This window comes from Morganella sp. GD04133, assembly GCF_029835375.1.
Taxonomy (GTDB): domain Bacteria; phylum Pseudomonadota; class Gammaproteobacteria; order Enterobacterales; family Enterobacteriaceae; genus Morganella; species Morganella morganii_B.
This window is the reverse complement of sequence record NZ_JAODZS010000025.1, coordinates 38,581-61,462: the sequence shown is the minus strand read 5'-3', so window position 1 is coordinate 61,462 and position 22,882 is coordinate 38,581. Positions and strand designations below refer to the sequence as shown.

Annotated in this window: 27 protein-coding genes and 1 pseudogene; all 28 read left to right on the top strand. The window is 49.0% G+C overall.

The features are described from left to right. Positions 1-557 precede the first annotated feature (557 nt). Positions 558-1,106 (top strand): hypothetical protein, encoded by a 549-nt coding sequence (locus tag N7387_RS13605; RefSeq protein WP_279799624.1) that lies wholly within the window; start codon positions 558-560, stop codon positions 1,104-1,106. Between the two features lie 346 nt (positions 1,107-1,452). Next, positions 1,453-1,635, top strand: a complete 183-nt coding sequence (locus N7387_RS13600; RefSeq protein WP_279799623.1) for a hypothetical protein — start codon at positions 1,453-1,455, stop codon at positions 1,633-1,635. Between the two features lie 235 nt (positions 1,636-1,870). Beyond that, complete coding sequence (locus N7387_RS13595; protein WP_279799622.1) at positions 1,871-2,338, top strand: ProQ/FINO family protein; 468 nt, start codon at positions 1,871-1,873, stop codon at positions 2,336-2,338. 181 nt (positions 2,339-2,519) lie between these two features. After that, positions 2,520-3,425, top strand: coding sequence for a hypothetical protein (locus N7387_RS13590; RefSeq protein ID WP_279799621.1), 906 nt, complete (start codon positions 2,520-2,522; stop codon positions 3,423-3,425). 2 nt (positions 3,426-3,427) lie between these two features. After that, positions 3,428-3,844, top strand: a complete 417-nt coding sequence (locus N7387_RS13585; protein ID WP_279799620.1) for a DUF1240 domain-containing protein — start codon at positions 3,428-3,430, stop codon at positions 3,842-3,844. A gap of 777 nt (positions 3,845-4,621) precedes the next feature. Beyond that, entirely contained in the window at positions 4,622-4,786 is a 165-nt protein-coding gene (locus N7387_RS13580; protein WP_162894847.1) for a hypothetical protein, read from the top strand. Between the two features lie 2 nt (positions 4,787-4,788). Beyond that, positions 4,789-5,466, top strand: coding sequence for a hypothetical protein (locus tag N7387_RS13575; protein ID WP_279799619.1), 678 nt, complete (start codon positions 4,789-4,791; stop codon positions 5,464-5,466). 15 nt (positions 5,467-5,481) lie between these two features. Next, positions 5,482-6,096 carry a hypothetical protein gene (locus tag N7387_RS13570; protein ID WP_279799618.1) on the top strand — a complete coding sequence of 205 codons (615 nt, stop codon included), beginning with the start codon at positions 5,482-5,484 and terminating at the stop codon, positions 6,094-6,096. A 112-nt stretch (positions 6,097-6,208) separates the two neighbouring features. Further along, a complete protein-coding gene (locus tag N7387_RS13565; RefSeq protein WP_279799617.1) occupies positions 6,209-6,781 on the top strand; it encodes an RNA polymerase subunit sigma-70 in 573 nt (190 codons plus the stop codon). Between the two features lie 604 nt (positions 6,782-7,385). After that, positions 7,386-7,571, top strand: a complete 186-nt coding sequence (locus N7387_RS13560; protein WP_279799616.1) for a hypothetical protein — start codon at positions 7,386-7,388, stop codon at positions 7,569-7,571. A gap of 1,150 nt (positions 7,572-8,721) precedes the next feature. Further along, positions 8,722-10,203 (top strand): annotated as a pseudogene (locus tag N7387_RS13555) (phage portal protein); the annotation flags it as partial. Beyond that, positions 10,200-11,054 carry a S49 family peptidase gene (locus N7387_RS13550; RefSeq protein ID WP_279799615.1) on the top strand — a complete coding sequence of 285 codons (855 nt, stop codon included), beginning with the start codon at positions 10,200-10,202 and terminating at the stop codon, positions 11,052-11,054. The pseudogene N7387_RS13555 and the gene N7387_RS13550, both read left to right, overlap by 4 nt. A gap of 2 nt (positions 11,055-11,056) precedes the next feature. Continuing rightward, a complete protein-coding gene (locus tag N7387_RS13545; RefSeq protein WP_279799614.1) occupies positions 11,057-11,677 on the top strand; it encodes a hypothetical protein in 621 nt (206 codons plus the stop codon). Beyond that, complete coding sequence (locus N7387_RS13540; protein ID WP_279799613.1) at positions 11,677-12,069, top strand: head decoration protein; 393 nt, start codon at positions 11,677-11,679, stop codon at positions 12,067-12,069. The genes N7387_RS13545 and N7387_RS13540 overlap by 1 nt, the downstream gene beginning before the upstream one ends. Before the next feature lie 72 nt (positions 12,070-12,141). After that, the gene (locus N7387_RS13535; protein ID WP_279799611.1) at positions 12,142-13,191 is read left to right on the top strand and encodes a major capsid protein; all 1,050 of its coding nucleotides are present in this window, start codon (positions 12,142-12,144) and stop codon (positions 13,189-13,191) included. A 12-nt stretch (positions 13,192-13,203) separates the two neighbouring features. After that, positions 13,204-13,614, top strand: a complete 411-nt coding sequence (locus N7387_RS13530; protein ID WP_279799609.1) for a hypothetical protein — start codon at positions 13,204-13,206, stop codon at positions 13,612-13,614. Further along, positions 13,604-13,942: a hypothetical protein gene (locus tag N7387_RS13525; protein ID WP_279799607.1), complete on the top strand. Its 339-nt coding sequence runs from the start codon at positions 13,604-13,606 to the stop codon at positions 13,940-13,942. The genes N7387_RS13530 and N7387_RS13525 overlap by 11 nt, the downstream gene beginning before the upstream one ends. Next, complete coding sequence (locus N7387_RS13520; RefSeq protein ID WP_279799605.1) at positions 13,942-14,490, top strand: ATP-binding protein; 549 nt, start codon at positions 13,942-13,944, stop codon at positions 14,488-14,490. Before N7387_RS13525 ends, N7387_RS13520 begins: the two co-directional genes overlap by 1 nt. 2 nt (positions 14,491-14,492) lie before the next feature. Further along, positions 14,493-14,660 carry a DUF2635 domain-containing protein gene (locus N7387_RS13515; protein ID WP_004904824.1) on the top strand — a complete coding sequence of 56 codons (168 nt, stop codon included), beginning with the start codon at positions 14,493-14,495 and terminating at the stop codon, positions 14,658-14,660. Next, the gene (locus tag N7387_RS13510) at positions 14,657-16,138 is read left to right on the top strand and encodes a phage tail sheath subtilisin-like domain-containing protein (protein WP_279799602.1); all 1,482 of its coding nucleotides are present in this window, start codon (positions 14,657-14,659) and stop codon (positions 16,136-16,138) included. The genes N7387_RS13515 and N7387_RS13510 overlap by 4 nt, the downstream gene beginning before the upstream one ends. Positions 16,139-16,147: 9 nt before the next feature. Further along, the gene (locus N7387_RS13505) at positions 16,148-16,516 is read left to right on the top strand and encodes a phage tail tube protein (protein WP_262860943.1); all 369 of its coding nucleotides are present in this window, start codon (positions 16,148-16,150) and stop codon (positions 16,514-16,516) included. Then, positions 16,516-16,782 (top strand): phage tail assembly protein, encoded by a 267-nt coding sequence (locus tag N7387_RS13500; protein ID WP_105212820.1) that lies wholly within the window; start codon positions 16,516-16,518, stop codon positions 16,780-16,782. The genes N7387_RS13505 and N7387_RS13500 overlap by 1 nt, the downstream gene beginning before the upstream one ends. Before the next feature lie 142 nt (positions 16,783-16,924). Continuing rightward, positions 16,925-18,814, top strand: a complete 1,890-nt coding sequence (locus N7387_RS13495) for a hypothetical protein (RefSeq protein WP_279799600.1) — start codon at positions 16,925-16,927, stop codon at positions 18,812-18,814. 356 nt (positions 18,815-19,170) lie between these two features. After that, positions 19,171-19,350: a hypothetical protein gene (locus N7387_RS13490; protein ID WP_143971427.1), complete on the top strand. Its 180-nt coding sequence runs from the start codon at positions 19,171-19,173 to the stop codon at positions 19,348-19,350. A gap of 3 nt (positions 19,351-19,353) precedes the next feature. Then, on the top strand, positions 19,354-19,842 hold the full coding sequence (locus tag N7387_RS13485; protein WP_279799594.1) for a type II toxin-antitoxin system death-on-curing family toxin: 489 nt from the start codon (positions 19,354-19,356) through the stop codon (positions 19,840-19,842). Between the two features lie 120 nt (positions 19,843-19,962). Continuing rightward, on the top strand, positions 19,963-20,265 hold the full coding sequence (locus tag N7387_RS13480) for a hypothetical protein (protein WP_279799592.1): 303 nt from the start codon (positions 19,963-19,965) through the stop codon (positions 20,263-20,265). Positions 20,266-20,412: 147 nt separating this feature from the next. Beyond that, the gene (locus tag N7387_RS13475) at positions 20,413-21,813 is read left to right on the top strand and encodes a DNA circularization N-terminal domain-containing protein (protein WP_279799590.1); all 1,401 of its coding nucleotides are present in this window, start codon (positions 20,413-20,415) and stop codon (positions 21,811-21,813) included. Then, positions 21,810-22,880 carry a phage baseplate assembly protein gene (locus N7387_RS13470; RefSeq protein ID WP_279799587.1) on the top strand — a complete coding sequence of 357 codons (1,071 nt, stop codon included), beginning with the start codon at positions 21,810-21,812 and terminating at the stop codon, positions 22,878-22,880. The genes N7387_RS13475 and N7387_RS13470 overlap by 4 nt, the downstream gene beginning before the upstream one ends. Positions 22,881-22,882 lie beyond the last annotated feature (2 nt).

The window sequence follows — 22,882 nt, the reverse complement described above, 5'->3', positions numbered from 1 at the left end:
CGTAATTACAGGTTGTCTCGGTTGTCTCAGTAGGTAGTTAAGGTATATATCTATATGATATTTATATAAACAGGTGCTGATTACTGAGACAACCCTGAGACAACACAAGCCTGTTTTGAGACAACCAAATGACATTTTGAGACAACCGGAAAATAACCGGATATTTCGTTTTGGCTGGTAAATAGTGACTGAGCCAACCACAAACGGAAGCCGAGACAACCTGAAAACGGAAAATTAAATCAATTAAATCATCAGGATATGAATTTCATGGGATAAATAACAGCAAACTGAGACAACCAAAAATCGCGAAGTTGTCTCAGAAAAAATAATCAAATCGTTAAATAACAATATGTTAAGTGAGCTGAGACAACTGAGACAACCGAGACAACCCCTGTTTGCATATCTATATAAGAATTTTCAGGCAGTGGAGACTCGGCTGTTATCTGGGAAAGCTGGGGAGTTTCTGTAAAAATCATCAGGGTTATCTACTTTTTCTACCAATCTGAGACTGATTCAGTAAACTGAACACAGTATTCATTGCAGTTACAGGAGGATATATGGTTGGCGGTATTATTAAAGATATTTTAAAAGCAGTAACCAACGCATTACTGGACAGAAAAAAAGAGTCGGATGTCGGATATCAGAAGGACGATGCCTACCCTGAGCACGACAAATTAGTTTTGGAATTAAATGAAGAAATACGGCTTCATAAAATGCTGGGAGTAAGAAATCCTGATTTTCAGCAGTCCATACTATGGGCGGTAAATAATGGTAAGCAGCGAATCAGAAAAGATAAGATTAAATATTTTGACCGGCACATAAAACATAACAATGGCATCCTGTCTGTCGATGAAAAGGAAATAAAGGCACAGGGACGGGTTGCACTTTTCATGGTTTTTTGGGCAGCGATACTATTACCGATAGCAAATTATAATTGGAAAAACGGAGATACTATTCTGACCAGTGCTATTTTGGTAGGTTCTTTTTTGTTAATGATTATGGCGATGTTTGTCGGGTTAACGCCAACAAAAAATGAAATATCCGACATGAAAAAGCAATTGCATGAGTACAATAACAGGGATAGTTCGGCTGATAACAATGAATAAGTACGTGGTAATGTAAATAATTGGTTCTCATGTTTTCACTGGCAGGTTAGCCCCTTTTATTCTTCTCAGGGGCATAGCATAGTAGGCTTTCCATTCCGGAACCTTTCATAATTTCCTTTCTCAAACGGCGGTGCTTAACGGCTCTGCCGTTTTCTTTGTCTGTGTGAAAAATAAACGTTGCATTATTTGCAATAAAATGAACTGTATAAATCACCAGTGAAAATGAAATCAGTACAGTGAGGTGGAGAGCTGCTTACGCTGGCTGACACGCCATAACCTTGTACAGGCCAAAACTAAACGCATCAGTAGAACCGGATATATTACATCGTATAAATTCAAGCATATCGTGGAACAGGAGAACGCCGAAAAATTCAGCCATACTGATGAGCCGTTTTATATCCGCAACGTGGCCTTTATCGTTGCGATGGTGATAGCGGGCTATGACGTTTGCGCCGAAGAAGCCGGGGCAATGAATGCGTTATTTAACATTTCAAAGGCAAAAATCAAAAAATCCGGCATTCCCGGCTGACAGCGTTGTCGAAAACCGACAATGGGAAAACATCATTATCACAATGAAAAATAAAGAAAATAATTTATTTTTGTTGTGTCGTGAAGATTGACCGACAATTGACCGACAACGATTTAACATTTTATCGCACTGATTTATAAAGAATTTGTATCCCCATTGTCGGTTTGTCGGCGTTGTCGGTCACTTTTGCCTATATATATACAAAAAAATGGACAGCAGAGTTAAGGAACAAAACGTGACCAGACCCATTTTAACCCTGAAAAAGAAACCGGCGGCTGTGATGCCACCAGCACCTGATACCTGTAAGACAATACCGGCTAAAACGCAGCAGGAAGCCCCACAGCAGCCGCAGGAGAAAAATAAGGCACAGGTACACGCTAAGAAACGAAAGCGCCGTACAGACCGGATAGCGCAGCACTGGGCGATATTCACAGAGCAGGGAGCCAGACCGCTGGCAATCGGTATCAGGGAACAGATGATTGCGGATGCTGAGGCGCGGGGGCTGGATATTACCGTTTCCCACATCAAACAGGGGCTGTACGACTACATCAACCGCGTGGTGTATCTGAAAGCCCTTACTCTGGGCGGCAGTCGCTTTGATATGACCGGACAGCCAAAGGGTGAGGTAACGCCGGAACAGCAGCAGGACGCACAGCGGAAACTGGATAAATGGGACAATGCCAAAACTGGGCAGCCAGTCTAAGGGCTGAGGAGCGACTGCAAACCAGACAAAAGGCCACAAACGTACGGTTGAGAAAAATACGTATTTAGTGATGTAATCTGCAAAATAATCAAAAAATCATACTGTATGTTGATTATTCATTGACATTAAATATGGGCATTAAACAAAATTAAGTAAAATTCAATGATTTTAAGGAAATTGTGTGCCGTATAAAAAAAACAATCCTACCTGGGATGGATATATGGGGGATTATCTGCGCGGAAATGTGGGTATAAACCAACTTAAGCCTCAGCACGAATTTTTTGATGCTATCGGGCTGGAAAAAGCACTCAGGGAAGACGGGCAATATGACGCCCTGATTTCAGTTGAGCAAGCCGTTGAAATTCTTGAAGATATAAAACCACCAGTCCCCGTAAATAGCGGTGACAGGGAGGCGGTGCTGAGGGATCGTAACCGGCAGACAAACCCGTTTTCAACCCTTTTTAAGTACACTGACCCGGTGTCACCCTATGCCGGTACCATTCATGACGCCCCCAGCGTAATTAATCTTATCCGTGAGTTTAGGTCATTAGATATAAAAGCAACAGAATTCAGGGCTGCAAACGGAAAAACCTATATCAGAATATCGGGTCGTGCCGGTGTCAGACGGATAGTGATCGGAACCCGTTACGGTGCCTCTCACCCTACCATGCTCAACATGGGGATCGGTATGCAGGGGTTGAAAAATGGCATTGTCAAAGGCGTTAAATTTTGTCTGGTTTTCTCATTTATTTACAGAGGGCTGGAATGGGCATTTAAGGATGAATACCATTTCGCGGATTTTCTGGGAAACGTGACTGTTGATATGGCGAAAACAGCAATAATTGCAGCAGGTTCTTGGGTTACAGGTGCATTTTTATTATCGGGAGCAATTGCAGGGGCAAGTATAATCGCTGTTGGGATAATTGTATTATTTGTGGGTTTTGGTATCACTGCTAGTTTAGAGTATATAGATAATAAATATGGATTAAGCGAAAAACTTATTCAGTATTTGAGAGAGGAATCGAAAAGAACACGAACGCCGCAGGCTGATGTTAATAAAATTCTTCATTCGTTACCGAGGTATTGATTATGCCAGGGTGGGTAAAGGCGATAGTATCAGGATTGTTTTTTATATTATTTTTAGCTCTTAGCGTGCTGATGTATGATTATATGATTTCTTTATTTAATATGGAAAGTGTTATTGTATTTTCGGCACAGATTGTAATAGTGACAATAGCGACACCACTTTTATTATACGTTTTTTTAGCGACTGCAATTGAATTTTCTCTTGGCAGAAATTCAATTATTTTTATATTATTAATGAAATATAATAAATTAATAATGAGATACTTATTATATTTGGGTATAGCTGGGTTATTTATCAGCTTCCCTGTTTCTTTTGCTGTAAATATCTATCTTCTCGATAATGGATATGAAACATGCGGGAAAATTTCGTGGATGTCACCAACCACCTATGTAAAAGATTTGTCACTCTGTAACAGGTGAAGTAGCTGATTTTAATACCCTCTGATAATAAGGTCATTCCGAAAACTCCTTGCATGAGAGTTTTCGGACACCTTAAAAAGCCCGTGAAAATGAGCTGAATAGCAACAGATACTGACATTAAATCTTAACGTTTTTCTGATGATGAGGTTTGATAAAGTAAATCCCTCCGCAGATCCCCGTCGCACCTTAAAAAATCTATAAATGTATCCGGTTCGCATGTATCGTAATGTATCGGTATTGTGCGCAAAGTGCGGGCAGGTGCGAACCATCACAAAGCCTTTATCCATAAGGCTCGAAGCAGGATTGCGCATTATTTTTATGTATAGAAATGTCGAGGTGAACTGCGCAAAACGAAACCCGAAAACTGCGCACTGCGAACCAAGTGCGAACCTGTCACAAGCCTTGTAACGCAAGGGATTAAAGAGAATCAGACCCGGCAGGATGCGCAAAAAAATGCTAAGATTTGCTAAGGTCTGCGCAGTTAAAAAGCCAAGAATTACCAGGGTACAGAAAAGCACAGATTCGTTTTCGCTGAAGAATGAAAGTAACGGATAGCCTGCCAGAAGAAAGCCCTCAGATGTTCACAAATGTTCACCTTTGAATCTCATAAAGCCTGATACCAAAACGTCAGTAGTTAACTACTCTGCCGTTTTCTTTGTCTGTGTGAAAAATAAACATTGCATAAATTGCATCATTAAGTTGTGTCGTTGCATTATTTGCAATAAGATGAGCTGTATAAATAACCAGTGAAAATAAAATCAGTACAGTGAGGTGAGTATGAAGATAGACAGCAAAGCGATTCTGCTGACACAGACGCAGATGGACGCATTACGGAAGATCCAGCAGGAAGAACACAACCGGTCAGGACTCGGGATTAAACCGACTCTGCATGAAGTGGCCCGGAAGCTGGTTGATAAAGCACTGAAGCAGGTAGAGGGGTAATTATGGGGATGTTCATGTTATCGCATCTGGTGGGGAGCCGGAAGAAAATGAAAAAACAGAAGAACGCAGCCGCACAGAGTTTCGGGCATCTGACCGCCGGAGCTGAAAGCGACACTACAGACAATCAGCAGGAGCAGAACGTCGCCGCCCTGATGGTTTCAGACGACCAACCGGAAGCACCGAAGAAACACAGTCGCGGTCACAATGTGGCAGTATCGGAAGAAGCGGCAGCGAGTCCGGCACTGGCAGTTCACCTGCTGCGTGAGACAGACCTGTCCTCAAAGAAAATTCGCGCCCGTCTGCGTGATGAACCTGAATACCTGTCAAAGTTCACCGTGAAGTACATGGAAGAGAATGATCCGACCTGGGAATTTCTCGACGATGAGGAACGGGTCAGAAAGGCATTTCAGGTATCGGCACAACACGGTGATATCAACGGTTATATGACCGCCCGTCAGCAGGCCGTGCAGGCACTGAAAAAGATGGAAGAGCCGATGACCGAAGATGAAGTGCAGAAAGTGATTGAGCGCACCCGTCAGGCAATGAACGCATCCAATCCGAATACGCCGGATAATACCGAAGCCCGTCAGAAAGCCGATGAGGAATATCAGCGTGATATGGCGAAAGCGACAGAGAAGCTGAGAGCCACCTACAAAGAAACCGGTGTTAATCTGCCGTAACCACAGGGAGAGACGATGAAACCTGATACTTATTCATTTGCTCACCTGTCACCGGACACACTACGCGCTCAGGGTTACGCCGGGCGCAGTCTGATGTACCGTGCCGCCGCTGCCTCAGTCAGTGAAGAATCAGACACCGGACACAGCAGGACGCACTCAGACGCTCACTGTATTGCTGAGAGTCAGGAGGCCAAAAACAACCCTGTCTATGCTCTGGCGCTCATTAAACGCAATGTCCCGTATCAGTCCGCCATTGAACAACTCACCGGTAGTCCCCGCCACCTCAGCAGATACACCACACGGAAGATGGAAGCCCTGCACCCGGGGTGGGAGCTGCTGGACGATGAGGATAAGAACATGACCGCATTCCGCCACAGTACACAGAACAGTGACAGTAACGGCTATACGGCATCACTGCGGGCAGCCGGTGAGAAGCTGGCACAGTACCTTGAGCCGATGACGGAAGCAGAGGTACAGGCATTAATCCGGCGTACCACAGAGCGACACAATGAACTACAGACACCGGAGAGTGTTGCGCAGCGCATGTATGAGGCAGAGCAGGAGAAGCGCAGAGCAGATGAGGAAGGCGAACGGCAGAGAAGGGAGTACCGGCGGCGGTACGGGCCCTGAAAACTTTTTGGGTCCTTACCAGCGATAATTACAACACGGGTCATTGCGCGCCGTGGTCTGCGGCCAGCTAAAAAATTTTGAAATTTGGGTAACAGGTAACAAGGAGTAAGTGATGAATCAGTCAGAATTTGCCAGATTGCACGGTGTCAGCCGTAAGACCGTAACACAGTGGAAGGCCCGTGGCTGGCTGGTTACAGACGGTGACGATATAAATGTTGAAGCATCGAACGCCAATATTTCCCGTTACCGGAAAAGTGTTACCCAGGGTAAAAAAAGCTCCGAAGGTAACAGGCAGGGTAACAAGTCAGGTAACACTCCGGGTAACAAACAAAATACGGACTCAGCAGCGCAGATTGCCGAACGTATTCTCACTGAGCGCGGAGCCACTATGTCATTCGATGAAGCCCGCACAATGAAAGAAAACTATCTGGCTCTGCTGACTGAACATGAGTACAAACTGAAATCCGGAGAGGTTTTACCCTGGCAGGATATGGTCGACAAGGTAGGTGACGAATATCACCGGATGCGCACCCGTCTGATTGCCATAGCCCCTGAACATGGTCCCCGTCTGCGGTCGCTGGCACTGACTTCCTCTGATACAGAGTTTGTGGCAGCGGTGCAGGACATCATCTATGAAGCATTGGAAGAACTGAGTCTGGATAACAGTGAACAGGATAAAGCCTGAACCGTTGAGTGTAGATCAGCCCTGTGTAATTACCGGCGTTATCGTCATTGGTACGCAGTCAGGTACGCACCGGAATAGCCTGTATGATCCCGCGTACCGGACAATTACCGGACAGACCACCAGCTCACACCACGCTACCCGCTGCCGGTATCAGGACAATGACCAGACAGGAGGCTCCGGTATCGGCGGCTCATGCCAGAATGCTAAATCACACTCTGAACAGATATCAGTAAGTTAAGTCATATCACCCAGCGCGGGACAAAGTTACGGCCTCGGGGAACGGCAAGATTACGGCAAGGATCAGAGCTATATAACGGTGAGGGGTAAGAGCGAGATTAGGGCGAGGAAACGGTAAGATTACTGTAAGGTTTTACATGCGGGATTATCCCGTATCATCGTTGATTACTGAATCAATGACCAACGGCAGCAGTGTTTCTGGTTTTGTGACAGAATTAATCTAAATCAATGAGTTATACTATCCGCAGTTTCAGCAGCCAGCAGGTGATTTATGCACACATACCGAAAAATAAAGCCCATCACAGCCACAGTAACCGGCACTGTCACTAAACCACCTCAGCGGGTCAGGACGGCAACCGGAAAAGTAATGGCAACAATGACCATTCAGGCAGAAAGCGAACGCCGTAGCCCCTATCCGCTGAAGCTGGTGGCATTTGATATTAACGCGCTGGAACTGATGGCCTGCCAGAAAGGGTGCCGGATTGTTGCTACTGGTCGGCATGAGTGGTTTAACGGGTATCAACTCACCGGGGCGCAGATAGTTACAAAATAGTCAATTTTGCCGTAACGGTTCATGAAAATTAAAGCACACGGCTACTCAAAGTAACTCTGTGCGTATTACTCCAGTAAATGGTTTAACTCCATAATTTTTATCATGATGCAAATCTGCGGTATGTTATTCCACACAGATAACCCTTTCTCCCCAGTGGGGTAAAAGTGATGATCCAAAGACGGGGCATCTCAACTACAGAGAAAATCTCTATGGTTAAGGTGTGGTCACGTGACCATGCCTTTGAGTGATCGCGGTATCAAATAGCCTCAGTGGTGATTTTGACCATTAAGCTATCAGGAAAACATAACTGTGAAATTATCAATCAGTTATCCCGATGGTTGAGAGGTTGTGATGTATTCCGCTGGAACCCGCCGCTGGCGTTCCCCGAAAATATCAACGGGTTAGCCTGTGGTCGGTACGCCAGATGTACTAACCTACTTTCAGGACGGCTTGAGTTCCAGCCCTCATAAACAGGACTCCTTTATATCAAGGAGGCTAAAAAATTCCTTATAAAACATTAATGTCCAGATCTGGACGATGAACTATCAGGACTCTGACCGCCGCTGTTTGAAACGGAGTCGGCGGGAATGATGGATAATTCAGGTAGGTAGACGACCCCGAACGGGTAGACAATGGGTAAACAGCATAAATGGTACTATCTACCCGCTGAAAGCCTTGTAGCACAAGGGCTGAGAGCAATTAGGTAGACAGGTAGATAACCAAAGCCCATTTTTCTGTAAACGCGCACACGCATCGACACGTCCATGCAACACTGGGCTATTTTTTGGCATTAGCCGTGTCAATTTTGACGTTACGTTGATCAATAGTCTTAGAAACCGTTGACGTTACCCGGATGGGGTAGCCTGACCGTTTGACGTTACCGAAAACCAGCCTTATAGAAAATAATATCTATAAGCGCGAATTGATCATACCCGAATGTGTCTCTAAGCCAGAGACAGCGAGGCGTACAGCCTGATTATTCTGATAACCACACATCAATGAAACGTCAATACTATAAGTGTATTGGCTTCATTGTGTTCTGCCATCCCATAAAATTATCGTGTATTGCAAAGTGTATTGCTTATAGCGTATAAATCATGGCTCATTAATAATAAAAACATTTAAAATCAATATATTAATTCATTCTTGCAATATCTACCGTGACCGCATCGTGTCACGTATGCGTGATCTGGCGCGTAATGACGGCTGGGCATCCGGCTCGATAACCCGCGTCCTAGATAATGCGGTGGGTGCCTGTTACCGGCCGGTATTCAAACCCGATTACCGGATGCTCCGGCAACTGACCGGAAACAAAGCATTTGATGCGGTGTGGGCTGCCGAATACAGCCGGTTTATTACCGCGCACTGGCGTTCATGGGCGAACGACAAAGGCCGGTACTGTGATGTTGAACGTAAACAGACCGTATCGCAGATGCTGCGGCTGGGATTCCGTCACAAACTGCTGGACGGTGACGCACTGGCAGTTCTGCAATACCGTCCTGACCGGCTGGGTTATGGAAAAGCCCGCTACGCGACGACAGTTCAGATTGTTGATCCTGATCGTCTGAGTAACCCGCAGCAGAATTTTGATATGCCGAATATCCGTGGCGGGGTGGAAATTGACAGTGACGGTGCCCCGATCGCCTATCACATCCGTGAAGCCCATATGGGCGACTGGTGGGCGGGTAAAAAAACCATGACCTGGAATCGCATTCAGCGTGAAACCTCATGGGGCCGTCCGGTGGTGGTACATGATTTTGATATGGAGCGCGGTGCACAGCACCGGGGGATCGGCATACTGGCTCCCATCGTTCAGAAGCTGAAGATGCTGATTAAGTACGACGAATCAGAACTGGAGGCAGCGATCCTCAACGCCATTTTCGGGGCATATATCGAATCCCCGTATGATGCACAGATGGTGGCTTCCGCTCTGGGCGATAGCGGTGATTTTACCGGTGATGAACTCAGTGCCTACCAGACACAGCGGACAGAATACTATCAGGACAAGCGTCTCAATCTTCAGAACGGCGCACGTATCCCGCACCTGTTCCCGAATGAAAAAATAGTCACGCTGTCCGCCGCCCGGCCGACCAGTAACTTTGACGGCTTTGAAAGTGCGGTGCTGCGGAATATTTCTGCGGCTACCGGCCTTTCCGCTCAGCAGGTCACGCAGGACTGGTCTGATGTTAACTATTCCTCAGCCCGTGCCGCCATGCTGGAAGCCTGGAAAACCCTGACCCGCCGCCGTGATGACTTCTCAAACGGGTTCGCACAACCGATAGCGGTGGCCTTTGCCGAAGAAATTCACGATGTGGAAGATGTTCCGCTGCCGAATGATGCGCCGGATTTTATGGACGCCTCAGCATCCTACTGCCGTGCGCGGTGGATGGGACCGGGGCGCGGCTGGGTGGATCCGGTCGCGGAGAAAAAGGGCGTCATTCTCAGCCTGGAAGCCGGGCTGTCTACGCTTGAAATGGAAGTGGCTGAAAATATGGGTGAGGACTGGGAAGAGCAGGCAGACCAGCGGGCGTATGAGCTTAAGCGGTTTGAAGAGCTTGGATTGCCGCCGCCGAGTTGGGCGGTGGCAGATACCTTTGCACCGAACCCGGAAAACAAACAGGAGGCGAAGTGAATTTACCCCACCTGGCACAGAAGCTGTTTAACACGCCTCTTGCCATACACCCGCAGAAAGCGGAAGTGATTGTGTCGTCACTGACAGAGCGGCTCGGTATCACGCAGATCCGCAGCGCCATGATGGAAGACGATGATGAATATTTCAGCCGTAAAGCCCGGAAAGACAGCGGGTATGACGTGCTGGAAGGTATCGCGGTTATCCCGGTCTACGGCACGCTGGTTCAGAAACTCGGCACACTGCGGCCGTACAGCGGTATGACCGGCTATGACGGTATCCGCAGGGTATTTCTGACAGCAATTAATGACCCGGAGGTGAAGGGTATCTGTCTGGATATCGATTCTCCGGGCGGTGAAGTAGCCGGTTGTTTTGACCTGGTTGATCTGATTTACGCCGAACGCGGCAAAAAGCCGGTTTACGCCATTCTGTCCGAAAATGCCTTTTCCGCTGCTTATGCCATTGCCAGTGCTGCGGACAAAATTTACGTCCCGCGCACCGGTGGTGTCGGCTCGGTCGGGGTGATCGTCATTCACTGTGACTGGTCACAGCGCATTAAGGATGACGGGCTGAAAGTATCCATTATCACCTACGGGAACCGTAAGGCGGAAAGTAACCCGTATGTGGCGCTGAGTGATGAGGCACAGGCCGCCATTCAGCACGATGTCGATGAAATGGGGCGTCTGTTTGTGAGCACTGTTTCCCGTAACCGCGGACTGTCTGAGACAGTGATCCGCAATACACAGGCCGCCTGTTATCTGGCAGCCGAGGGCGTACAGATGGGGCTGGCTGATGTGGTTGCCAGTCCTGATGTCGCATTTCAGGAACTGATGAAAGAATCCGGAGTAATTTAATTATGGCAGACAATAAGTTTACCTTTGCACACCTTCTCGGTCGCGGGAAAAAAGCTAAAGCCTCGGAAGAGGATGAGGACAAAAAAGTCCGCAAAGCCAAAGGCCGAAAAGCGGAAGATGATGAGCAGGACGAAAGCGCGGAAGACGATGAAGATCATGAAGGCGCAGAAGATCAGGACGACGAAAAACAAGGCCGCAAGGCTAAGAAAGCCAAAAAAGCCGGAGGTGACGACGATGATCCTGACGCCGAAGATGATGAAGACACGGAAGGTGATGACGAAGACGCCGAAGACGACGATGAAAACAAAGATGTGAAAAAAGGCCGCCGCGCTGAACGCAAACGCTGCGCCCGCATTTTTGGCAGCAAGGCTGCCGCCGGTCGTCCGGATATGGCTGCACATCTGGCATTCAATACCCGCATGTCTTCATCCGAAGCGATCGGCACCCTGAAGGCAATGGGGGCGGTACAGCCCGCAACACAGCGCACATCGCTCGACAGCCGCATGCGGGCAGAGCAGCAGGTACGCATCAGTCCGGATGCACAGGCACCGGTTCGCGGATCTGCAGATGCTCTGGTGCAGCAGATGACCAGTCTTTATAACAGCAACAAGGGAGCGAAATAATGGAACAGTTCTCACAGAACCCGTTTCAGCCGGGAGTACGTCAGGCCGTCTTTAATCCGGATCAGCTGATTGCCGGTCCGCTTCAGGTTGTCACCGACACGGGCATTATCGCGAAAGCGGGTATTCTGCGCCGTGGCGCTGTGCTCGGCATGATCACCTCCTCCGGCGAATACGTACTGAGTAAGAAAGACGCAGCAGACGGCAGTGAAAAGCCCTGCGCTATCCTGGTGGATGATGTCGATACCACGGCGGACGCGGTTAGTGGTGGCCTGTACCTGATGGGTGAATTTAACCAGAACCGCATTATTCATGATGACACCTGGACCGCCACAGAACTCAAGGCTGCCCTGCGTCCGTTCTCCGTCTTCCTGCGCGACAGCGTACAAGCCTGATCCTCCCTTTAATACAGACGTCACTGTGTCAGCTATGGCAGGCATTGTGACGTCTTTCAGATGAGAAAAAGTATGAATAATATTTTCGATACCTCCGTATTGATCCAGGTTGTCCCGAACCTGATGACCAGTCAGAACTTCCTGCTCGACAAGTTTTTCCCGAACATCGTGGAATCCGATACTGAAGAAGTCGCCATTGATGTCGATGTCGGTCTGCGCCGCCTGGCACCGTTCGTTTCGCCGCTGGTGGAAGGTAAGCTGGTGGAAGCGCGTAAGTTTCAGACCAACAGCTTTAAACCGGCGTACATCAAAGACAAACGTGCACCGGATCTGCGCAAACCCATCCGCCGTCAGATTGGTGAGCGCATCGGCGGTCAGTATTCTGCCGCTGAACGTGAAATGCTGAACCTGCAGTTCGAGCTGACTGACCAGATTGACATGATCAACCGCCGTCTGGAATGGATGGCGGCCAGCGCACTCCAGACCGGTACGGTGACAGTAACCGGTGAAGGTTATGAGACTCAGGTGGTGGATTTCGGGCGTTCCTCCGATCTGACTATTGCCCTGAGCGGTGCCGATAAATGGCCGGAAGCCGTAGAGGCAGGAAAAACCAACACCAAACCGACTGATAACATCGAAGACTGGGCACAGCGCATGCTGAAGGAGTCCGGTGCGGTGGCGACAGATATCGTGTTCACCACCAAATCGTGGAAAGCTTTCCGTCTGGACTCATCGGTTAAGGATAGCGCCATTACCTTCCCTGCGCTTTCTCCGTTCGGTAACCAGATTAACCCCGGTACGCAAATCAAAACAGGTGCTGTATACAAAGGCCGCTGGGGCAATTATGACCTGTGGGTATACAACGACTGGTTTATTGACCCGCTCGATGGCAAAGAAAAACCGATGATTACAGATGGGTCGGTGATCATGTCCGGCGAAGACCTGATGGGGACCCGCGCATTCGGTGCCATCCTCGATCCGAAATTTAGTTACGGCCCGATGGCGTATGCACCGAAGTCCTGGCTGGTTGAGGACCCGGCACAGCGCTTCATCATGATGCAGTCTGCGCCGCTGGTCATTCCGAGCCGCGTTAACGCATCACTGTGTGCCGTTGTGGTTTAACAGGGGGATTTGATGGCGAATAAAAAAAATACGCCGGAGAAACCACAGGAGCCGGGCGGTCTGCCGCCCGAGCTGATGGTTCCCGGTCAGGTTAATCCGGAATTACAGAAAAGTGATTCCGGCAATAAGCAGGGTGATCAAACCACAGCGAAACAGGATACCGTGACTGATTCCGGTGGCGGGAATACCGGAGATAAGCAAGGTTCAGACCCGGAACAGGGGGCTGACAACGTTTATGTGGTGACTAAAGGCCGCTGTGTGCAGCATGACGGCGAGCTGTACCGTGAAAACCAGCAAATCACACTGGATGATTCGGATGCTGCCCGCCTGATTGACCTGGGTGTGGTGATGACGCTGGAGGCAGTGCGGGAAAAACTGGCGAAAGCCAACCCGCCCGGCACTGTAACCATTAATGGGCGTTGACTGGGATAAGCACCTGCTGGGGCCGCTGCATAACGTCTTTGCAGAAAAGGCGCGCTGGGAACCGGTGAAAAGTGCCAAAGGTACCGAATTTTACGACATTGACGGCATTTTTGACCGGGCTTATTTCCAGAACTACGAAAGTATGGACGGTGAAAGCGGTATCAATACCACCCGTCCGATCCTCGGTGTGCGGGATGTAATTTTCAGGGTTCCGCCGAAGCAGGGGGACCGGGTGTTTATTTACAGTGTCAATACCCTGTTTGTGGTGTCGGAAGTACAGCCAGACAGCCACGGCGGGACGCATCTGATCCTGAATAAGGTGAAATAATGAACGCAGCCAAAGTACGCGAACTGGTTGTGGCGTCACTGAAGGGGAAAACCAACGCAGAGGACCGTGTGTACTCCCCGCGCGACTGGCCCACAACCGGCGCAGAGTATCCGTGCATCATCGTGCAGACCCCGTTTGATGAAAAACACTCACTCGGTCGTAACGTTCCGCAGTTCAACACCGTGACCACAGTTCGTGTCACCGGCCGCCTGGAAGAGTTCGATGAGGAAGACCAGAACGGCGCCATAAAAGCAGAGCTGGCACTGGAAGCCCTGCGTGAACAGATTGAACGGGCAGTGATTAACAGTTATGAGCTGACCCGGCAAATCCAGCAGTTCCTGAATATCCGCTCTCAGATAACCATCAGTGCTGCCGGTGAAGGTCACATGGCGCAACTGCTGATGGATCTGGATATCGAATATTACCAGGGGCCGGAGGAATTCTACCCGGTTGATGCGGATCCGCTAACAGGTATCGACATCAGCGTTCAGATGCCTGACGGCAGCCCGGAACATCACGTTTCCATCGACCTGACCAATCAGGAGTAACCATGTTTGTAAAACCTGTAAAAGGCCGCAGCGTCCGCTGTCCGGTCAAAGGGGAGCTTTTGCCTGAATCCGGGCAGGACGTCCCCGACAATGTTTTCTGGCGCACCCGTCTGAATCAGGGGGATGTCGTGCCGGGTAATCCTCAGAAAGTGAAGGAGCAAAAAGCATGACAGTGCCATTTGCCACTATTCCGCAGAATTTGCGGACCCCGCTGTTTTTCGTTGAGCTTGATAACTCGATGGCCAACACAGCAACCGCCACGCAGCGCACACTGTTAATCGGTCAGATGCTGGACGGTGCGGCAGGTAAAGACAGTATGCCTGAGCGCATCACATCAGGGACGCAGGCAGCGGAACGTTTCGGACGCGGCTCTATGCTTCATACAGAGGCTGATGCATATTTCCGTAATGACACTGCCGGTGAGGTGTGGGCGTTACCGCTGGCGGATGATGAAAAACAAACAGCTGCCGCCGGTAAACTGAAAATTACCAGTGCAGCGAATGATACCGGAGTGATCTCCCTGTATGTCGCGGGTATCCGTGTGCAGATGGCTGTTGTTGCCACGGATTCTGCTGAAGCGATTGCCACAGGGCTGACCACCGTAATTAACCGCAATGCTAACTTACCGGTAACGGCTGAGGCAAAGGAGGATACGATCAGCCTGACCGCCAAAAACAAAGGTGCGCACGGTAACGGGATCGACATCCGTCTGAATTATCGTGGTCAGATGGGGGGAGAGAACACCCCTTCAGGTTTTGAAATGACCATCACGGCCATGTCCGGCGGAAACGGTTCTCCGGATCTGCTAAATGGTCTGGCTAATCTGAAAGACCGGTCCTTTGATTTTATCGTCAACCCGTATACCGATACGGCGTCTCTCGATGTGGTGAAAACCTTTCTGGCAGACCGCTGGGCGTGGGACAAACAGTTGTACGGCCACAGCTACGGGGTGATCACCGGCACTTATGGTCAGCTGGCTGATTTTGGTGAAAAGCGTAACGATCAGCATGCCTCCCTGCTCGGAGTGAATGGTTCACCATCCCCGGATTATCAGTGGAGCGCGGCATATACCGGTGCCATTACCCAGAGTCTGCGTAATGACCCGGGCCGCCCGTTACAGACACTGGTTATCAGCGGGGTGCTGCCGCCGGATGACACCAGTATTCTTGAGCTGACTGAGCGTAACAACCTGCTGCACAGCGGTATCTCGACATTTACCGTGGACGATGACGGCACTGTCCGGGTCGAGAATATCATCACGACCTACCAGAAAAATGCCTATGGCGATAATGATGACAGTTATCTGCAGGTGGAAACCCTGTATTTACTGATGTTTGTCTCCCGTTATCTGCGTACTCAGGTGACCAGTAAATTCGGGCGCATGAAGCTGGCAGAAGATGGTACCCGCTTTGCCCCGGGGGCAGCAATCGTCACACCGAATGTCATTAAAGCTGAACTGATCGCGCAATATGGCTTCCTGGAATTTAACGGACACGTTCAGGACGCGAAAGGCTTTGCCAAAGGTCTGAAAGTCGAGCGCAACAGCCAGAACCCGAACCGTGTTGATGTCCTGTGGACCGGCACCCTCATTAACCAGCTGCGCGTATTTGCGCTGCTTAACCAGTTCCGCCTGATGCCGGGCAATTAAGGAGAAATCATGGGCGATACATCTAACCGTCTGGCGGGAACGGCTCGCGTCTCCGTCAACGGCATGTCAATTATGGTGGCGGCGGACTTTAAATACAGTCCGTCCACGGTCACCCGCGAAACCCTGACCGGTATGGACTTTGTCCACGGTTACAAAGAAAAGCCGGTCGCCGGGTATATCGCAATGCGTGTCCGTGATTCCGGCGGTACCACTGTGGCGGATTTTAACGGCATGACCAATGTGAACGTGGTGGCCGAACTGGCAAACGGCAAAACCATCATCGGTCAGGGGCTCTGGGTTGTTCAGACTCAGGAAGTAAACAGTGAAGACGCCGTGTTTGACGTGCGTTTTGAAGGTCGTTCGGTAACGGAGAACTAATTGTGGAAACAACTAAAACCATCACCCTGAGTAAACCGCTGGAATCCAATGACGGCAAAGTCCGTTATGAGGAAGTTAACCTGCGTGAGCCGTGCCTTATCGAGGTAGAGCAGTTTTACGACGTGCAGAATAAGGCCAGCAATTCGCTTCCCGGTATGCGCCGGCTGATTTCCCTGGTCAGTGAAATTCCGGAAACAGAACTGAAAAAAATGGCGATCACAGACTTCAAACAGTGCCGTGATTTTCTGACCCCTTTTTTGGCATAAATGCTCTCCGGTCATGGCAGCGGCTGGCGGCAAAGGTGACCTATTTTTACCGGTGGGGGCCGCGTGATGCGTGGCTCCTGTCAAAAAGCCGTCTGCACTGGTGGGTTGAGCAGGCCGAAGAGATTAAAAGCGGAGATTAATTATGGCGGGTAATGCCTTTGATTTTGAACTGAATGCGGATGACCGTGCAAGCGGTCAGATTACGGTTCTTGAGGAAAAGATCCGTAGTCTGAATCCGGCACTGGATGAAGCACGGGATAAACTGAAACTCGGCGGTGATGACTCAAAAACCGGTTTACGCGGTATTGGTGACCTGATCCGGGATGTGTCTGATGGTGCTAAAGCCGGGGTCCAGAATATCGGAGACATGATCCCGCCGCTGAAAAACTTCGGTGCGCTTGCTGGTAAGCTGGCCGGTATCGGTGGTATCGGTGCGATCATCACCGGCGGTGGCCAGTTGATTAAGGGTATGTCCGAAGAAGGTAAAAATATCACCACATCAGCCGCCAATACCGGGATGACGGTTGAAGAAAGCACCCGGCTTAGTGGCGCATTGCAGCAGAAAGGCGTCAGTAAGGATGATGCCCGCAGTCAGATGGAGGGGTATTACGAAAAACTCAGTCAGGCTGTTATTGGTCAGGATAATCAGTTGCTGGCATCAATCCGAAGCATCGGTGCCGAAATTGCCCGCAGACCTGATGGCAGCGTTGACATGACAAAAACGTTGTTGAGCCTGGAAAAGGCAATTGAAAAGCTGCCGGAACACCGAAACTGGGAACTGCGCGATAACCTGAAGCTTCCTCCCGACATACTTACCCTGATCCGGGAAAAAAAAGTACAGGAGCGGCTGGACAACTCGGATAAATTCAATCTGACTATGGATGGGGAGTTCGCTGAAAGAATGACTGAGGTAGACACTCAGTTAAATGAAGTTGGTGCGAAATTGACCGGAAAAATGAATCAGATCCAACGGTCGCTTTACGAGTTTATTGATTCACCCAGTATGGTTCCGGATTTTGGTGATCTTGATGGAGCTATGAAAAACATCAAAGAACATCAGATGCGTATAAACGATACGGAAGATAACTTCTACCACGGTGATAAGCGCGAAGACCTTATTCAGCGTGCACTTAAAGATGATGATTATAAAGATACCCTGAGCGGGTTCGAAAAACTTCGCCTGATAGCAAAAGACCCAACTGATGAGATGTACAGCGAGATTTATAAGCGCTACAACGAGCAATGGGAAAAACAAAAAGCGCAGGCCGAAGCCGGAAAAAGCAAACCAACACTGAACAGCAAGGTGCCTGATAACTGGGTTCAGCATGACAAATACAACCCCAACAGCAGAGGGTTTCGCAATAAAAATCCAGGCAACTTACGTGAAGCGGATAATCAGATTGGTTTACAGGGGCCGGAAGGCGACACTATGGCAGTATTTTCGTCATATCGTGATGGATTTGCCGCAATGTCACGTCAGCTAATGCTGGATGCGGAAAGAGGGAAAAACAGAATCGCTGATTATATCGAAAAATACGCACCAGCCAGCGAAAATAAAACGCAGGAATACATAAAAATGGTCTCTGACCAGACTGGCTTTGGGCCATATGAAAACTTGAATATGCATGATCCTCAGGTGCTGGCTAAACTAATGAACGCAATGATCAAGGTTGAGAATGGGGCTCAGCCTTTCAGCTATGAACAGGTAATGGAGGGTGTTATGGACTCTATTACTGATGACCGCTGGAAGGGGCGGCGCAACCCAGACCGAGTTCGTGAACAGCGCGATACTCTCGCCATGCAGCAGGATCAGCAGCAACAAGATACTGCATCAGCAGCGACTGAATTTAAAATAGATAAGGATCCAACTCAGGCGTTACTGGCTTTTACTGAACAGTTATATCAGGTACTTCAGGATAACAAATCAGGCGGTACACTGGAAATAGTCCTGACTAATGTAGAAACCGGCACAAAAAACAGCGTAAACGTAAAACCTAAAGGTAGGGTGACAACTGCGATGAATATGCCGTGACTAAGCCACAGAATGGGCTACCCTGTGCTGAGTTGTGTGGTGTGGGCTGTGGGGTAACAAAGTTTGCAACTATACGGGTATTTTCTGATATTCAAGCGTAGAATATCTTCTGTAAGATGGAACAGATCGGAACGAAACGGAACAGTCCGGAATGACTCACATTGACAATAAAAAACAGTAAAAAACAGTAAAAGATTACACAACTGAGGTTGTCAAAGGAGCACTTTGACCCTATTATGACCCTAGGGAATATTTATCACCCTGCTAAAAATTTGATAAGAATGATTGAGGGTCATTAGCAGATGGCTCCATATTAATTTGATTGTTGGCAAACAGCCACCCATGAGGGTATACATATGAGTCACGCACTGAAAAAGACAAGTCGTCTTTGCATACCGCCTCGTGACAAAAGCAATATTGCATCTCCAAGATCAGCGATTGGTCATGAGTGCTCACATAAAGCTCAGGTAAAAAATGCTGTTGATTTCGGATTTTCTCGGTACGAAGCAGCGATGAAAGAGTTGGCTAAGGTGTAATCAATGGCACTTAGTTCGTTTGGTGAGATTGTTGATGGTGTTAACTATTTATCTGTAGAAGATATAGCATTTATCAATAGGTTTCTGATTGAGAAGCAAACACCAAACGAGCCCGTGGAAATTATTAATCCAAACGGGCTTAGCTCTTCACAGGCGAGACCTAGCTTAACGAAATATTACGAACAGACGGATGACATGTTTAAACTGTCATCCGTTTTGATTGAAAGCCTTATACAAAATCATCCTTTTGCAAATGCTAATAAGCGCACCGCGATGATGTGCGGGTATGTTTTTTTGCTTATGAACGGATACGAACTTACGGCCCCAGGTGATGACATTGTCACAATGGCGTCAGGTATCGCGTGTAAGGAGTATAGTGCAGAAGATGTTGAAAACTGGCTTTGCTATTGGTCGCGACCATATGACGCCAGAGAACTGTGCAGGACGGAAATTGACGTGTTGTCATGTGCAGTCATCACGTTTAAAGATTAAAACTAAACCCGCTCCGGCGGGTTTTTTGTTGCCGCCAACCTCAAATGTTCACACCGTTTTGCTTTCCTTTGCACCACCAGATGATTAACATGAGGGAAACTAATTACTAACGGTATTAACATGAGAAAGTCGTTATTGTTCCTGATGCTGGTATCTTGCTTTGCCATCAGCGCAGAGAGACGTCCTTTTGTACAAACTGTAAATGATCTCACTGAGTCAATTTGCAACTCATCAAGCGATGAAAAGCAGTGCAGAAGTGATATGGAAAGAATAATAGTTTATTCGTTCGTATCCGGCTGGACTGATCTTGATTGCCATTTTCGATCTGCTGAGATAAAAGCATCAGGAGATGCGAAGAAAATTAAAGCATGCGATGACGCTGCAAACTTCATAAGTAGTTTGTGGCGGTACGAAGAGGATTAACACGAGGCCGTCCATGGCCTGCAGGTTTTTTTGCCTGAATGGATCACATAACTACCGTTGATTTAAAAGTATTTTCCTTCAAATAGCCCCCTAAATCATCACTATTTCGGATCCCGCTTAACAGCGGGTTTCGTCGTTGGAGCCCACATGCCAATTATCAAAGACGCCATCTCTGATCTGCTCGGTACTGAGCCGGACTGGAACTGGTCAGAACACCTGCAGCAGGCTTCATTCCGTGGTGTGCCGTTCGGTGTGATCAGCGGTGAAAGTGTTTTCGGTCGCCGCCAGGCTATTCACGAATATGCGTACCGCGATCAGTCCTGGGTCGAGGACATGGGGCGCAGCAACCGGCGGATCACCATAAAGGGATTCCTGATTCAGGACAGCCTGGTGTATGACGCACCGGATGTTATCACCCAGCGTAACAATCTGGTGGCAGCCTGTGAGAGTGGTGAGGCCGGAACACTGGTTCACCCGACACTCGGGGAAATGACCGTCAGCGTGACTGAGAGCGGCCTGCGGGTATCTGAAAACGCAGAAAGCGGCAGGGTGTTTGAATTTGAGCTGGTGGTTATCGAATCCGGCCTGAAAGTGTTTGCCATCACCGACAGTGAAAAAACCGGTGAGCTGACGTTCGGGCAGTGGCTGAAGGAGACGGCACACCTTACCCTGAAAACAATCGCGATAATTAAAGGTGAAGTCCGCTCTGTCACACAGATGATGAAGACTCTGCAACAAACAGCAGATTTCTGGATCAATATGGCCGGCAGTGCAGTGAATGAGGTCACAAACTTCAGTAATTCACTGAACAGCGTGTTCGGCAGTAGTAAATACGGGCGCTATCAGAAAGGCAGTGCGGGGGGCGCTGTTTCCGGGGCGACCGGCAGACGCATACACCGGGATGATGCTGACGACCGTGAAATTATCGATAAAACGCTGAATCAGGCAATTATTGACCGGCAAAAACTGGATAAAACGCTCACAGCAGTCAGTAAATCTGCAACACCGGAAGAGTTTGTTACGCAGATACAACAGGTGTTTGTCATCCTGATCACAATGGATGGTGATACCGGCCAGAAGATGCAGATCCTGAATACACTATCCCGGTTCCGCAGTCTGGAATATCAGCAGACAGAGCAGGATAAAAGAATCGCGGCCCTGACTGAGATGATGCTGGTCGTGCTGGCGGCATCGGCACTTTCGGTTGTTGCCGGACAGTCTGATCCGACAAACAGCACCGAAGCCGCCGGATATCAGCGGGAGGTCTGCGAGTCTCTCGATGATGCTATGACTATTACCGGGGATTTGGCACTGGATGACATCTATCTTTCCCTTCTGAACCTGCGTGAGCAGGTTGTTATTTTCTTCACCGATAAAGGCTCGGAGAGCGGTCGCCTGTCGTCTTATTCCCTGCCGTCAGTGCTGCCGTCTCTCAATGTGGCAAACCGTCTTTATCAGGATGCTGACCGCAGTGATGAACTGGTGATGGAGATTCAGCCCCGGCATCCGGCGTTTATGCCGGTCAGATTTAAGGCACTGAAAAAATGACGGAAGAGACAAAAAAAACCGAAGAACTGTCGCTGGTGATAAACGGAAAGCGTATTTCCGGCTGGGACAGTGTCCGGGTTACCCGGGGTATTGAACGGCTGCCGAACGATTTTGAAATCAGCCTGATGGATTACTACCCGGCGACGGATGAGAAGCAGCTGTTTAAGCCGGGTGATCCCTGTGAGGTGTTTCTCGGTCAGGACCGGGTTATTACCGGTTATATCGACACCTGGAACGGGCAGATTAATAAAAATCAGCACCAGATAAGCGTGTCAGGCCGGGGAAAGTGTCAGGATCTGGTGGACTGCTCCGCCAACTGGCCGAACAACGTGATCAGCCAGTCAAATGCCCTGCAAATCGCACAGAAACTGGCGAAGTGGTACAGCATTGAGGTATCGAGTTCGGTTTCTGATAGCGGGTTGCAGATTATCCCGCAATTCACCCTGAACTGGGGAGAGTCTTCACAGCAGGTGATCGAGCGCTGCTGCCGGTATTCTGCGCTGCTGTATTACGAACAGCCTGACGGAAATCTGCTGCTGACCCGCGTCAGTGACAAGGTGGCAGCCAGCGGCGTGGAGCAGGGTAAAAATATTGAAAGCGCTGATTTTTCGGATTCCATGGCGGATCGCTATTCCGATTATACCGGCGTATCTCTGTCTGTTACGCCATTTTCCGGGGATGTGTCAGCAGTACAAAACGCGGCAGCGCGGGATCCGGAAGCGGGGAAAATGCGGTACCGGAATTACATCACCATTATCGAAAGTACCCTGATCACGGCAAAACGGGAGCAGGAAAGTATCGACTGGGAAATGAACCGCCGTTACGGGCGTTCAAAAATCCTGAGCGTGATGGTCGACAGCTGGCGGGATGCCTCCGGGAAACTGTGGGAGCCGAATACGCTGATCCCGATAAACATCCCTGTTCTTGGTGTGACGGATAAATTCTGGACATTATCTGATGTGACCTATCTGCGGGATGCGGGCGGAACCAGGGCTACATTGCAACTGATGCCGCCGGAAGCCTTCATTGCGGAACCGTACGAATTTTACCAGGTAATAAGGGTGTGACG

Coding starts and splice junctions, on each gene's coding strand:
- N7387_RS13605 (WP_279799624.1), top strand. CDS start 558: ATGGTTGGCGGTATTATTAAAGATATTTTAAAAGCAGTAACCAACGCA.
- N7387_RS13585 (WP_279799620.1), top strand. CDS start 3,428: ATGCCAGGGTGGGTAAAGGCGATAGTATCAGGATTGTTTTTTATATTA.
- N7387_RS13580 (WP_162894847.1), top strand. CDS start 4,622: ATGAAGATAGACAGCAAAGCGATTCTGCTGACACAGACGCAGATGGAC.
- N7387_RS13575 (WP_279799619.1), top strand. CDS start 4,789: ATGGGGATGTTCATGTTATCGCATCTGGTGGGGAGCCGGAAGAAAATG.
- N7387_RS13570 (WP_279799618.1), top strand. CDS start 5,482: ATGAAACCTGATACTTATTCATTTGCTCACCTGTCACCGGACACACTA.
- N7387_RS13565 (WP_279799617.1), top strand. CDS start 6,209: ATGAATCAGTCAGAATTTGCCAGATTGCACGGTGTCAGCCGTAAGACC.
- N7387_RS13560 (WP_279799616.1), top strand. CDS start 7,386: ATGGCAACAATGACCATTCAGGCAGAAAGCGAACGCCGTAGCCCCTAT.
- N7387_RS13545 (WP_279799614.1), top strand. CDS start 11,057: ATGGCAGACAATAAGTTTACCTTTGCACACCTTCTCGGTCGCGGGAAA.
- N7387_RS13540 (WP_279799613.1), top strand. CDS start 11,677: ATGGAACAGTTCTCACAGAACCCGTTTCAGCCGGGAGTACGTCAGGCC.
- N7387_RS13535 (WP_279799611.1), top strand. CDS start 12,142: ATGAATAATATTTTCGATACCTCCGTATTGATCCAGGTTGTCCCGAAC.
- N7387_RS13530 (WP_279799609.1), top strand. CDS start 13,204: ATGGCGAATAAAAAAAATACGCCGGAGAAACCACAGGAGCCGGGCGGT.
- N7387_RS13525 (WP_279799607.1), top strand. CDS start 13,604: ATGGGCGTTGACTGGGATAAGCACCTGCTGGGGCCGCTGCATAACGTC.
- N7387_RS13520 (WP_279799605.1), top strand. CDS start 13,942: ATGAACGCAGCCAAAGTACGCGAACTGGTTGTGGCGTCACTGAAGGGG.
- N7387_RS13515 (WP_004904824.1), top strand. CDS start 14,493: ATGTTTGTAAAACCTGTAAAAGGCCGCAGCGTCCGCTGTCCGGTCAAA.
- N7387_RS13510 (WP_279799602.1), top strand. CDS start 14,657: ATGACAGTGCCATTTGCCACTATTCCGCAGAATTTGCGGACCCCGCTG.
- N7387_RS13505 (WP_262860943.1), top strand. CDS start 16,148: ATGGGCGATACATCTAACCGTCTGGCGGGAACGGCTCGCGTCTCCGTC.
- N7387_RS13495 (WP_279799600.1), top strand. CDS start 16,925: ATGGCGGGTAATGCCTTTGATTTTGAACTGAATGCGGATGACCGTGCA.
- N7387_RS13490 (WP_143971427.1), top strand. CDS start 19,171: ATGAGTCACGCACTGAAAAAGACAAGTCGTCTTTGCATACCGCCTCGT.
- N7387_RS13485 (WP_279799594.1), top strand. CDS start 19,354: ATGGCACTTAGTTCGTTTGGTGAGATTGTTGATGGTGTTAACTATTTA.
- N7387_RS13480 (WP_279799592.1), top strand. CDS start 19,963: ATGAGAAAGTCGTTATTGTTCCTGATGCTGGTATCTTGCTTTGCCATC.
- N7387_RS13475 (WP_279799590.1), top strand. CDS start 20,413: ATGCCAATTATCAAAGACGCCATCTCTGATCTGCTCGGTACTGAGCCG.
- N7387_RS13470 (WP_279799587.1), top strand. CDS start 21,810: ATGACGGAAGAGACAAAAAAAACCGAAGAACTGTCGCTGGTGATAAAC.